Annotated in this window: 9 protein-coding genes; 4 read left to right on the top strand and 5 right to left on the bottom strand. The window is 65.2% G+C overall.

From position 1 onward, the window contains the following. The 4 genes from VGE27_RS04635 to VGE27_RS04620 form a co-directional block, all read right to left on the bottom strand. Positions 1-1179 carry a P1 family peptidase gene (locus VGE27_RS04635; protein ID WP_331048464.1) on the bottom strand — a complete coding sequence of 393 codons (1179 nt, stop codon included), beginning with the start codon at positions 1177-1179 and terminating at the stop codon, positions 1-3. A gap of 21 nt (positions 1180-1200) precedes the next feature. After that, a complete protein-coding gene (locus VGE27_RS04630; RefSeq protein WP_331048463.1) occupies positions 1201-2655 on the bottom strand; it encodes a hypothetical protein in 1455 nt (484 codons plus the stop codon). A gap of 2 nt (positions 2656-2657) precedes the next feature. Continuing rightward, positions 2658-5618, bottom strand: a complete 2961-nt coding sequence (locus VGE27_RS04625; RefSeq protein ID WP_331048462.1) for a TonB-dependent receptor domain-containing protein — start codon at positions 5616-5618, stop codon at positions 2658-2660. Positions 5619-5818: 200 nt separating this feature from the next. Continuing rightward, complete coding sequence (locus tag VGE27_RS04620; RefSeq protein ID WP_331048461.1) at positions 5819-7102, bottom strand: acetylornithine deacetylase/succinyl-diaminopimelate desuccinylase family protein; 1284 nt, start codon at positions 7100-7102, stop codon at positions 5819-5821. A 65-nt stretch (positions 7103-7167) separates the two neighbouring features. Here VGE27_RS04620 and VGE27_RS04615 point away from each other — a divergent pair, with 65 nt between their 5' ends. The 4 genes from VGE27_RS04615 to VGE27_RS04600 all read left to right on the top strand — a co-directional run bounded on the left by VGE27_RS04615 (position 7168) and on the right by VGE27_RS04600 (position 12083). Continuing rightward, the gene (locus tag VGE27_RS04615; RefSeq protein WP_331048460.1) at positions 7168-8601 is read left to right on the top strand and encodes a sodium:solute symporter family protein; all 1434 of its coding nucleotides are present in this window, start codon (positions 7168-7170) and stop codon (positions 8599-8601) included. 7 nt (positions 8602-8608) lie between these two features. Continuing rightward, on the top strand, positions 8609-9394 hold the full coding sequence (locus VGE27_RS04610) for an SDR family oxidoreductase (RefSeq protein WP_331048459.1): 786 nt from the start codon (positions 8609-8611) through the stop codon (positions 9392-9394). Between the two features lie 13 nt (positions 9395-9407). Further along, on the top strand, positions 9408-10478 hold the full coding sequence (locus VGE27_RS04605; RefSeq protein ID WP_331048458.1) for a tartrate dehydrogenase: 1071 nt from the start codon (positions 9408-9410) through the stop codon (positions 10476-10478). A 108-nt stretch (positions 10479-10586) separates the two neighbouring features. After that, a complete protein-coding gene (locus VGE27_RS04600) occupies positions 10587-12083 on the top strand; it encodes a CoA-acylating methylmalonate-semialdehyde dehydrogenase (protein ID WP_331048457.1) in 1497 nt (498 codons plus the stop codon). Positions 12084-12118: 35 nt separating this feature from the next. Here the strand turns inward: VGE27_RS04600 and VGE27_RS04595 are convergent. Next, positions 12119-13139: ankyrin repeat domain-containing protein (locus VGE27_RS04595; protein WP_331048456.1), on the bottom strand; the 1021-nt coding region annotated here is incomplete at its 5' end.

Here is a 13139-nt window from a genome sequence, read left to right as displayed (position 1 = left end):
TTACCGGCCTGCTGCCTTGCGCTTCACGCAGGCGCTCGGATACGTCTCGCAGTATCCGACGCGGCTATTGCCCACCTGCTTGGAATCGAGCACGGCATGCACGACGGCGCGTCCGAGCACATCGGCGGCCGCATTGAAGATAGCCTGCAGGTCGCCGTTGCCGAGCTGCGTGGTGAACGGCGTGGTGGCAATGCCGAACACCGTATCACCGTCACCGATGTTGTGGATCGGGCGAATCGACCGGGCAAGACCGGCGTTGGCGATCTGCGCCATACGCTCGGCTTCGAGATCGATCAGCGGGGCGTCCGTGGCCACGAGCGCGATGGTGGTGTTGCGCGGCGCCGCGTCGGAGCCGTCGTTCGGACCGCCACGACCCGCCTGCGCCGCCTGACACTCCTCGGCCTTCGGCTGCACGATGTTGAACTCGTCGCCCAGCTCGAGGAAGTAGCCGTACGGCAGACAGGTGCGCGGATCCACCGGCGAACCGGCCGGGTTGAGTCCCACAATGGCCGCCACCGTGTAGCCGTTGGACAGCTTCACACTGGCCGTGCCCATGCCCCAGCCGGCACCCATGCCCATACCGACACGCCCGCTCTTCACCGGCTGCGTGGTGGCGGCCTGCGTGGCCTTGTACCCGAACTCGGCGTTGGGACGCTTCTTGAAGTCGCCGCCGCGGCCAAGGTCCATGAGAATGGCCGCCGGCACGATGGGCACCACACCACCGCCCACCGGCACGCCGAACTTGTTCTCTTCCATCCACTGCATCACGCCCGTGGCCGCGTCGAGACCGTACGCACTGCCGCCGCTGAGCACGATGGCCTGCACACCGCGCACCTGTCCGCCCGGCTTGAGCAGGTCGGTTTCCTTGGTGCCCGGCGCGCCGCCCATCTGCGAGTAGCCCGCCGTGGCACCCGTCTCCGTGCGGATGACCGTGGTGCCCGAGCGATAGCCGCTGTCGGAGCGGGTGTACATACCCACCTTCACACCCGGCACGTCGGTGAGGGAGTTAGACGGGCCCGGTCCGACGACCGTGACACGCGCCATCGGCGGCCGTGCCGGCTGGCCGGCTGGCGGCTGCTGCGCCGACAGCACGACCGGCACAAGGGCAGCGACCGAGGCGGCGAGGGTCATGCCGGCGCGCCGTCCCGCGCGCCGGTTCACAACATGATGCTGGTCCATCGTGTGACTCCGATCAGTGAATCAGTGGAAGGGAAGTACGTCGGTCGACGCCTTGTTCGTCACCAGGATGCGGTTCATGTCGTTCCGCATCACGACGGTCCGCGCTGCCTGGTCGTACGTAAAGCCATCCATGCCGAGTGACTGCGGGATGAAGGACGGAATGATCGCCTTGGTATACGGCTCGCCGTCCCGGGTGTTCGAGTTCGCGATGATCTCCGTGCGCGCCACCGGCATGCGAATGCCGAGGTCGGCCATGCGGCGGCCTTCCGCGATGAAGATCTCCTGACGCATCAGATATACGACGTACAACCCGTCATCAACCGTTGTGATCGCGTCGATACGCGCCGTGGTCACCGACGTGCCGGACACCGTGAACGCCTTCACCGTGGGCTGCGAACGCGTGAGCACCAGACCGTCGACAAACGGCTCACCCGGCGCGAACGCCACGCGCGTGTCGGCGGTGTTGGGGTAGATGATCTTGCCACCCGCCCGACCACGCTGCTGGATGCGGCTGTCGATCTGCTCCGTGGGACGCGCGTTCACCAGCGTCAGCAACAGCTTGAGCCGGTCCTTGGCCCCCGTGATGTTGTTCTCCGCCAGCAACGCTTCGGCCAGGATGAGATGCGCTTCCTCGGCCTTGGCAAACGCGATCGGGCTCTGCGTGGTGGCACTGCGATTCGGGTACTTCGGATCGAGGAAGTCGAGACGCGGCAACGGCTGGAAGTTGTTGACGGAGCTCGTCAGCACACCCTGCATGGCGTTGTTCGGACCGTTGACCGGATCGAAGGTGGCGTTGCGCAGGAACTGCGGGCTGGCCGTGAGCAGTGCCGTGGCTTCTTCCACCGCCTTGGCCCGGTTCCCCAGCCGGTAGTACGCACGAGCCAGCTCCAGCGTGTAGCTGTTGCGCGCGGCGGCATCGGTGCTGAGGGTGCGGGCCTGCGTGAAGTCCGCGATGGCGTTGTTCAGGTGTGCCTGCCAGGTGATGACTTCACCGTTGGCCACACCGGGCAGGCCGACATAGGCCTCACCGGCGAACAGATTGGCCATACCGCGGTTGAAATACAGATCGGCCTTGTCGTTGGCCGTCACCTGCGGATCGCGCGGGAATACGCTGTCCAGTCCGAAGGTGGCCATGTAGCGCAGGCGCGCGATGGCATTCTGGATGGACGTGACCTCGGGATCGAGGTACGTGATGACCGGCTGGTCAAACTGCTGATTGTTGGTGGTGTAGTTGTTGAAATAGTTGTCGGAGATGATTTCGCCGTTCTGCACCACGGTGTTGAGCGTGAGCAGGAACTGGCGCTGCGTACCACGCAGCCACGACGCACCGGCAGCCGGTGTGGCGAGGAACTGTTCGTCCGTCAGGTTGGGATTGCGCACTTCGGTGGGCGAGAACGCATTGCAGGCACCTGCAGCGATCACGGCCAGCGTCGGCGCGAGCAGGCGCGTGGCCCGCATCAGAGTCGGTCGGCGCATGGTCAGAACCCGAAGCGAAGGGTGAGGAGGAAGCTGCGCGGGTTGCCGTCGGTGGCGTAGTTGAATCCACCCACTGCGGCCGCACCCTGCGACGTGGCCGACGACAGGTCGGTTTCCGGATCGAACGAGGACGACGCCCAGCGCCACGGATTCACGATGGAGAACGAGGCGCGCGCGTCCTTCGTGCCACGCGGCAGCAGGTTCGCGGGCAGACGGTAGTCCACCGACAGGGTGCGAATGGCCACGTAGTCGGTGTTCTCCACCCACAGGTTCATCGTGCGCTGCCAGATGGAGGCGCGATTGCCGTTGTACGGGGCCTGCGCCAGTGCAGCGGCCGGCACATAGCTCTCCGTGCCGTTCACGCCGTACAGGTAGCGGAACGCCTTGTCGAACGACTGCGCCTGCGCACCGAACTGGTAGTCGGCGCTGGCGCTGATGTTGAGGCGTGAACCGATACCGAGCTGCGCGCCAAAGCTGCCGAACGCGTCGGGCGTGGGCTTGCCGAGGTACGCGAGTTCCTGGATTTCCTTGATGGTGCCATCGGCATTGAAGATCGCCTTGGCACCCTGCAGGAAGCCCACCGGATAGCCTTCCTGCACCATGCCCTGCACCGTGCTGGCGCCGTAGCCGCTGATGGGGAACGGCGGGGTGCCGCCCAGGTTCTCCACCTTGTTGTTGAGCGTGTTGTAGGCGCCATTCAGCGTGAGGCGCCACATGGCGTTGCTCACCGGCGTCACCGTCGCACGGAGCTCCATGCCGCGATTGGAGATCTCGCCGACGTTGGCGATCTGGCTCACTTCGCCCGTGGACGGAGCGGGCGGCGCCGTGATGAGGGCGTCCACCGTGCGGGAGGTGTAGTAGCCAAGGCCCAACGTCGCGCGGCTCTGGAAGAACGCCAGGTCGGCGCCCATTTCGAGCGTGCCGGTGCGCTCCGGCTTGAGGAAGCGATTGCCCGGCTGACCGAACGTGGCTGCCTGCTGCCCGTTGAACGAGTTGATCGTGACGGTACGGTCGTTGGCAAACGGACGCGGGAACTGACCCGCCACGCCGTACGCGGCACGCAGACGGAAGTCGGAGAGCACGTCCTCCGAGATCAGGCTGCGCATCCACTCTTCGGCGCCGATGGCGTACACCAGGCCGACCTTTGGATAGACCTGTGCACCGGTGTTGGCACCGAACGCCGTGTTCTTGTCGGCGCGCACACCCAGTTCCATGGTGTAGCGCTCTTTGTAGCTGATGTTGCTCTGTCCGAAGAGGCCATAGTTGGCCACACGGAAGGCCACGTCCTGCGACTGCGTGACGCCGGCACCGGTCACCGTCTGGGCACCATCGCGCACATTGGTGGCGGTGTAGGCCACCTGCACGTCGTCGTTGCGGAAGAGCTGCGCACCGACTGAGGTGATCACCGACAGGTCACTGCCGATCGCCGCGCTGTGCTGACCACCCACATCGAACGTGAAGCCGGTGTAGTTGCGCTCGAAGTTGGAGATCGTGCCGCGGTCGACCGTACCAACCGGGAAGGCGCGCGTGGCGATCTGGAACTCGTTGGTGACGATCGCCCGCTCCTTGCTGAAGCGGTTGTTGAGACCAAACGTCGCGTGGGTCTTCACCGACTTGAACGGATCGAAGTCGATGCGATGCGACGTCTGGAAAGCGCGCGTGAACACGCGGTTGTCCTGCAGGCGTTCGCCATTGTTCACGAACGTCCGCAGACTGTCCGCGCCGGCCGGCGTGAGGTTGTCGATATTGTTGTTGAAGCCGAAGGCCGACGAGCGGCCCGCTTCGAGCACCCACAGCGATGTGTAGCCACCGGCGTTACCGTTGCGGAATCGCGGCGAGTCCGTCTCGTTGTACGACAGCGAGCCCTGGTACTTGCCCTTGGTGCCGATGTTCGCGCCCACCGCATTGCGGAAGCCGAAGGCACTGTTGTCGCCATACACGCGGTGACTCTGGCTGGCCCGCAGGTTGCCCGAGAGGCTGTACGTGATGGCATTGTTGCCGCCTTCGATGCCGGCCGAGTACTGCTGCGAGAAGCCGTTGCGATACAGCAGGTCCCGCGTGGCCTTGAAGAAATGGAACTGGGTCTGCGGGGTGTCGTAGCCCGAGCGCACTTCGAAGAAGCCCTTCGTGCCGCCCTGGCTGCCACGCTTGGTGAAGATCTGAATGACACCGTTGGCGGCATCCGATCCGTACAGCGTGGTGGCGGCACCGCCGGGGATGAACTCGATGCGCTCGATGTTGTCCATGGGCAGATCGGCAATGGCGCTGGTGGCCGCACCCTGCGCGCGGTTGCCGGACGTGTTCATGCCCAGCGCGGCCTGCGTGTTCAGGTTGTCCATACGCACGCCGTCCACATAGATGACGGGCGTGGAGTTGTTACTGACCGACGTGACACCGCGCGTGCGCATGATGGACGTCGTGCCGGGCTGACCCGACGTGAGACGGATCTGCGCGCTGGGCAGATTGGTCTGCAGCAGTTCGTCGAGACGCTTGGCCGGTGAGGCCTCGATCTTTTCGGCGCTGACGACGTCCACCGTGGTGGCGATACGGCGCTTGGAGATCTCACCGCCCTGACCCGTCACGACGACGGCGTCGAGATCGAGCGGCTGTACATCGAGTGCCACGTTGACCGTCGCGGTCTGACCGGCGGTGACCGTGATCGGGGCGCCCTTGTTGGCGTACCCGATCATGCGCACGCTGATGATGCGCTGTCCGGGCAGCACATCCGGCAGGCGATAACGACCTTCGTTGTCGGTGCGCACCACCCGGTCACGGTTGTTGTCTGCAAAAACCTGCGCGCCCGGCAACCCTACGCCGGATCGTCCATCGGTCACCCGGCCAGTGACGATGCCATTGGAACTGGCGGGGGCGTTGGCGGGAGCCTGGGCTCGAAGCGGAGTGGTCCCCAGCACGCACAACAGCGTGCCAAGGAGAACGCCGGACCATCGAGAACGTCGCGTCATCGAATGTTCCTCGGTGGAAACTGCGTACCACGGGACACACGTGTGGGGACGTGTGCCGATGGCGGTGGGCTGAACGCGCTGGGAGGGATGCACTACGGGTGACGGCGTTCACGTCACGGGTACGGCGACAACGGGCACGCACCTGAGGAGTGGGATCGACAAAACCCCCGCGCTCTTCGCGCGGGCTGTCCCTCAAGTCTTTAGACGACGATGGTTCCGGTCAGCTCGAGCAGCGACAGGGCGAGCACCTTGGTGGACTGCATCAGGTCCTCGATATCGCAGTACTCGTCAGGCTGGTGCGCCAGGTCGAGAATGCCCGGGCCATAGGCCACACAGTTGGGCACTCCCGCAATACGATCGACGTGCTTGTGATCGTACGTGCCGGGACTCGCCGCGAGCATGACCGGGCGGCCCAGCACCTGTTGCACCGAACGCTCGAGCGACGACACCACTGAGGCACCATCCGGCGTGCGCACCGGATGCACGATCATGAGGTCCCGCAACTCGAAGAGCAGCTCGGGGGTTTCCCGGGCGGCCGTTTCCAGCAGATCCACGATCTCGGCGCGTGTGGCATCGAAGCCTTCTTCCGCGAGGAAGCGGCGATCGAAAATGGCGCGGCAAATATCTGCCACACACGGCGTCTGTATCCCGTCGACCGGCTGTCCGCCGGCGATACCATTGATATTGAGCGTCGCGTGCCGAGCCCCATCGGGCTTCACCGGCACGGCGGTGGTGCGAGACTGCAGCGCAGGCATGAGCACGCGCCGGATGCGATCGAGAATTACGCCCATGTGCTCGATCGCGTTGGTGCCCAGGAACGGCATCGAGCCGTGGGCGATGCGACCGCGGGTAGTGACCTCGAACCAGTACACACCGCGATGCCCGATATAGAGGCGGTCGGTGTTGGTCGGCTCGGTGATGATCACGGCGTCGGTGCGGTCGGCGCTCACGCGCCCCTGCTGTGCGAGGTACGCCATACCGGCGAAACCACCGCTTTCTTCATCGACGGTGCCGCTGATTTCCACCGATCCATGAAGTGGAACTCCTGCACGACGAATGGCTTCCGCAGCGTAGATGGCGGCCGTGATGCCCGCCTTCATGTCGCAGGTGCCACGTCCATAGATACGACCGTTCTTTACTTCGCCACCGAACGGATCGACGGTCCATCCGCTGCCTGCCGGCACGACGTCGAAGTGTCCGTTGAGATGCACCAGGGGCCTATCCGTCCGACCGCGGCGCAATCCCACCACGTTCATGCGCGGATGCTCCGGTGTGTGCTCCGGGCGCCCCTCGGCGACGGGATAATCCACCGCGAAGTCGCATTCCGCCAGTCGCTTCCCGATGAACTCCGCGCACTCCACGTACGCATCGCCCGGTGGGTTCACCGTGGGGATGCGAATCATGTCCGACGTGAACGAGACCATCTCATCCTGAGCCGCATCAATGGCGGCGAACACCCGATCGATCATGTGCGGGTTCGACATGGGCGCGAACGTCGCGCGGAATATTTCACTTGTCAAGCATCTGTTTTGGGCGTATGTCAGGGTCCATGCACACACACCTTATCTGGCTCGTCGCGTATTCCATTGCGCAGCTTGCGCTGGGCGCGTGGATCTCCCGGCGGGTAAAGACATCCAGTGACTTTTTCGTGGCAGGCCGTGCGCTGGGTCCGGGCCTGCTATTCAGCACCATGCTGGCCGCCAACATCGGCGCCGGGTCCACCGTAGGGGCTACGGGGCTCGGCTACCGCGACGGCTTCTCGGCCATCTGGTGGGTGCTGTCGGCCGGTGTCGGGTCACTGTTGCTGGCCTTCTGGATCGGCCCCGCCATTCGGCGCGTGGCCGCCCAGCACGACCTGCGCACGGTGGGTGATTACCTCGAGTTCCGGTACGGCGTGGTGGTCCGCACGCTCATCTCGGCGCTGCTGTGGATCGGCTCCGTTTTCATTCTGGCCGGTCAGCTCATCGCCGTCTCGTGGATCCTCAACGTGATCGCGGGCGTGCCGAAGACGGTGGGCTGCATTCTCGCCGGCATGCTCATCACGGCGTACTTCGCATTCGGCGGACTGCTCACGTCGGCCTATGTGAACGTGGTGCAGTTGACGGTGAAGCTGGTGGGTTTTGCCATCGCCATTCCGTTTGCGCTCAGTGCATCGGGCGGATGGGATGCGTTGCGCGCGTTCTCTCCCACGGAGACATACTGGAATCCGTGGCAGGGTGGTGAATCGGGTCTCGTCTATCTGGCGATGCTCGGACCGGCGTTCGTCGTGTCACCCGGCCTGCTGCAGAAGGTGTATGGCGCGCGTGATGATCGCGCGGTGCGCATCGGCGTGGGATTCAACGCGCTGGCGCTGGTGTTGTATGCGGCGGTGCCGGTGTTGCTGGGCATGATGGCGCGCGCGCAGTTCCCCGACTTGCCGCAGTCTGAACTGGCGCTGCCCACACTGCTGGTGCAGGGTGTGCCGGCGGCGGTGGGTGCCCTGGGATTGGCCGCCGTGTTTTCGGCGGAGCTCAGCGCCGCCGACGCGGTGCTGTTCATTCTCACGACGTCGTTGTCGCAGGATTTTTACAAGCGCTTCCGCAATCCGGGTGCGAGTGATGCGGAACTGCTGCGGGTCACGCGTATCACCGCCGTCATTGCCGGCGCCGCCGGTGTGGGCATCGCCCTCGTGGCGGCCGGTGTGGTGAGTGCGCTGAGTATCTTCTATACCATCATGGGTGTGAGCCTCTTCGTGCCCATCCTGGCTGGCTTGTACAGCGCGCGGGCGACATCGGCCGACGCGCTGGCCGCCATCATCGCTGGCATCGCCGTGGTCGGCGGCTGGCGTCTGTTGCTCGACGGAAAGCCCATCAACGGCATCACACCGCCGATGGGTGGTCTGCTGGCTGCCATTCTCGCGTTCTTCATTGTCCACGCCATCGGTCGCGCCCGTGGTGGCGCATCCGGTGGTGGTGGACGTCCCCTTCACACCGAACGGAACTAGTCGTCCCATGTCCAAGTCCCACATGTTCGACCTCACGGGCAAGGTCGCCGCGGTCATCGGCGGCGCGTCCGGCATTGGCGAAGCCGTCACTCTGGGTGCCGTCAGCATGGGCGCCACCACCGTGTGTCTCGATGTGAAGGCCGAAGCCGCGGCGGCCACCGCCGCCAAGGCCGGCGGCACCACCGAGTCGGGCGCCATCGATATCACCGACGCCGCGTCGGTGAACAGCGCACTCGATGCCATCGTCGCCCGGCACGGCAAGCTCGATATCCTCATCTGCACGCCCAGCATCAACGTGCGCAAGAAGATCCTCGACTATCAGGACGAGGAGCTGCAGCGTGTGCTGAAGGTGAACATCACGGGCAACTTCAACGTGCTGCAGGCCGCTGGCCGCATCATGGTACCGCAGAAGAAGGGCAGCATCGTGCTCTTCTCGTCCATCCGCTCGCTGGTGGTGGAGCCGGGTCAGGCGCTGTACTCGGCGACCAAGGCCGGCATCCTGCAGCTGGCGCGTGGTGCGGCGTGTGAGTTCGGCCCGTCGGGTGTGCGCGTGAATTGCGTGGGCCCCGGTGTGGTGGAGACGCCGCTCACGGCGCCCATCAAGGCCAACCCGGAGTGGTACAACGCGTATGCATCGAAGAACGCGTTCAACCGCTGGGCGCAGCCCGAAGAAATGGTCGGCCCCACGCTGTTCCTCGCGTCAGATGCGGCGAGCTACGTGAACGGCACCATCATCTACGCCGACGGTGGCTGGCTGGCCCAGGACGGCCGCTTCACGCCGCCGGGCATGTGATCCGGCGTTGTCCGTGACCACACCCCGCACACTCCGCATTGCCGTCATCGCTGGTGACGGCATCGGCCCCGAAGTGATTCCCGCGGGCATCGACGTGATGCACCGCGCCGCCGCGATGGAGGGCTGCACCCTCGAGTTCACCGAATTCCCGTGGGGATGTGAGTACTACCAGCGCACCGGCACCATGATGAGTGCCGATGCGCTGGACATCCTCTCGGATTTCGATGCGATCTACCTCGGTGCCATCGGCGCGCCGGGCGTGCCCGATCACATCTCGGTGTGGGAACTCATTCTTCCCATCCGTCAGCGCTTCGATCAGTACGTGAACCTTCGCCCGATGCGCCTGCTGCAGGGCGTGCCGGGTCCGCTGGCCGGTCGCACACCGTCCGATATCGACATGGTGTGCATCCGCGAAAACTCCGAGGGTGAATACTCGGGGCTCGGCGGTCGCATGCATCGGGGCACGAAGCACGAAGTGGCGGAGCAGACGGGTTTGTTCACGTGGCGCGGCATCGATCGCATCACACGCTACGCCTTCGAGCTCGCGCAGAAGCGGCCGCGCAAACTGCTGGCCAGCGCCACCAAGTCCAACGCCTTGCAGCACTCCATGGTGCTGTGGGATGAAGTCGTGGAGTCGGTGGCCGCAGACTACACCGATGTCACCTGCCGTAAGTATCACGTGGATGCGCTGGCTGCCCGCATGGTCACGCACCCGCAGACCATCGATGTGATCGTGTCGTCCAACCTGTTCGGTGATATCCTCACCGATCTCGGGGCCGCGATTTCGGGCAGCCTGGGCGTGGCACCGGGGGCCAATATCAACCCCGAGCGCACCCACCCATCGATGTTCGAGCCCATTCATGGCTCGGCGCCCGATATCGCCGGCAAGGGGATCGCCAATCCCATCGCGTCCATCTGGGCAGGAGCCCTGCTCCTCGACCATCTTGGTATGACGGCGGCGCACGATCGCATGGTGCGCGCCATCGAGCGGGTGGTGGGCGACGGTGGCCCACGCACGCCCGACCTGGGCGGCACCGCCAACACCCGCGACGTCGCGGCCGCAGTGGCCGACGCGCTGTCCTGAGCATCACGCAGCACGATCACGCAGCACGATCACGCAGCACCTTCACAACACGTTTCCGGCGCGGGGTCTGCCCGCGCATCTCACTTTGCTTTCGCGGTCAAGCCAGTCATGAGCCAGCCACGCATTCCCCTGTTCTACGCGGGTGCTCGCCAGGATGCGCACAGCACACGCACGTCGTCCGTCTTTCACCCGGCCAGCGGTACCGTGGCGGCGCAGGTGCCACTCGGCGACGCCACCGATATCGAGGCAGTGATCGCCGATGCCGCGGCCGCAGCGACCGCATGGGGCGAACGGTCTCCGCTCGACCGCGCCCGCGTGATGTTCAAGTGGCGCGAGCTGTGCCTGGCTCAGGGCGATGAGCTCGCGCGTCTCATCAGCAGCGAGCACGGCAAGGTGGTATCAGACGCGCGCGGTGAACTGCAGCGCGGACTCGAGGTGGTGGAGTTTGCGGTGGGCATCCCGCATCTCATGAAGGGCGAGTTCAGCGACCAGGTCTCGCGCGGCATCGACATGCACTCGTTGCGCCAGCCGTTGGGTGTGGTGGCCGCCATCACGCCGTTCAACTTCCCGGCCATGGTGCCGCTGTGGATGCTGGGTCCCGCGCTGGCCTGCGGCAACGCGGTGGTGCTCAAGCCGTCGGAGCGCGACCCGTCCACGGGCGTGCGACTGGCCGAGCTGTTCGTGGAAGCCGGTGGTCCGCCGGGTGTGTTCAATGTGCTGCATGGCGACGCAGAAGCCGTGAACGCGCTGTGCACCGACCCGCGCATTCAGGCGGTGAGCTTCGTGGGTTCCACGCCCATCGCGCAGCATGTGTACGAGACCTCGGCCAAGCATGGCAAGCGCGTGCAGGCCATGGGTGGCGCGAAGAATCATCTCGTTGTGCTCCCCGACGCCGATCTCGACATGACGGTCGAAGGACTGATGGGCTCCGCGTACGGCAGCGCCGGTGAGCGGTGCATGGCCATCTCGGTGGCCGTGGTGGTGGGCAACGACACCGCCGACGCATTGGTGGCGCGACTGGCAGACCGCGTGAAGGCGCTCAAGGTGGGCGATTCGACTGACGCGGGTATGGACATGGGTCCACTGGTCACCGCCACGCATCGCGACAAGATCAAGGGCTACATCGACATCGGCGTGAAGGAAGGCGCTTCACTGGTGGTGGATGGCCGGGAGCATCCGGCGCAGGCCACAGGTGGCTTCTTCCTGGGCGGCTCGCTGTTCGACCATGTCACCAAGGACATGACGATCTACCGCGAGGAGATCTTTGGCCCGGTGCTGTGTGTGGTGCGCGTGGAGTCGGCCGCCGAAGCGATCGACCTGTGCAACAAGCACCAGTACGGGAATGGCGTGGCCATCTTCACGCGTAGCGGCAGCGCGGCGCGCGAGTTCGCGCACCAGGTGCAGTGCGGCATGGTGGGCATCAACGTGCCGATTCCCGTGCCGCTCGCGATGTATTCGTTTGGCGGCTGGAAGGGATCGGCGTTTGGCGATCACAACCAGCATGGCATGGACGGTGTGCGCTTCTACACGAAGCTCAAGACCGTCACCACGCGCTGGCCGCTGAGTGCGGATGCGGCGTCGTTCAATATGCCGGTGCTGCGATAGCAGTTGCTATCGCAGCACCGGGGCACGCAAGCGCATCATGAACGCTTGCGTGCCGCCATCAGGTCAGCAGCGGCATGCAGTCCACGAAAGCGAGCCACCTGTTCCGGCGTTCGCCCCTGTGCATCGCGCGCGGCGGTGTCTGCGCCATGCTGCAACAGCAGACGCACCACATCAACCGCGTCGCTGTCGTGCATGGGCAGACACAACAGCGGTGTTGGTTCGCTCGCACCATCGACACGCTGGTTGGCAAGACCGGGCTCGCTGGCAAGTACGACAGCCAGTCGCTCCACGCGTGATGAACGCGCCAACGCCCGCACGTCGCGCGTGATCGTGGCAAGGTGATCGGCGACTGCATGGCGACCCATCACACAGGCCCAGCCCATCGCGGTGCTCTGCCAGCGCCCGTCGCGCTGATCCACGTCCGCACCGGCCGCCAGCAACACCTTCACCGTGTCGACGGATCCTGAATAGGCCGCACGATGCAATGCCGTGGCGCCCTCGTGATCGTTCGCATGCACATCGGCACCGAGTTCGATCAGCAGCGCCGTGGCGGCGGCATCGCCCTGCACCGCCACCGCCGGTAGCAGCGCAGGGTCGGTCAGCAGTGCCGGATGTTCCGTGATCAACCCACGTACCGTGTCGATCTCACCGGCCATCAGGGCCGCCTGCAGCGCCTTCGCGCCATCAAGCGATGCCGGTACAGCCCCATGTTGCTCGAGCAGCTCGGTCATGTTGCGACGTCCGGCCAGCCGCGCCACGGTGTGAACCGGCTGCCCGGAGTAGCTGTGCACTGTAGATGCCTGCGCCCCGTGTTCCAGCAACCACCGCGCGCGTCGGAGATGATCGTTGGTGACCGCGTTGCCGAGCAGATAGTTGAGAGTACCGACTTTGACAGGACCGTTCAGTGATGGCGGATCGATGCGCGACCACATGGCGACACGCGTGGCCGGATCGCAGCGCCGCCAGAGCAGATCCGTCCACGACGGATCGTCGTGGACGATGGAAGAGTTGTAGAGCGCCTGGGTGTCGAACGGATCGGCGCCGGACGCGATGAAC

Source organism: Gemmatimonas sp. (genome assembly GCF_036405635.1).
GTDB lineage: Bacteria > Gemmatimonadota > Gemmatimonadetes > Gemmatimonadales > Gemmatimonadaceae > Gemmatimonas.
The sequence above is the reverse complement of the archived record's forward strand: the minus strand, read 5'-3'. Positions and strand labels throughout refer to the sequence as shown.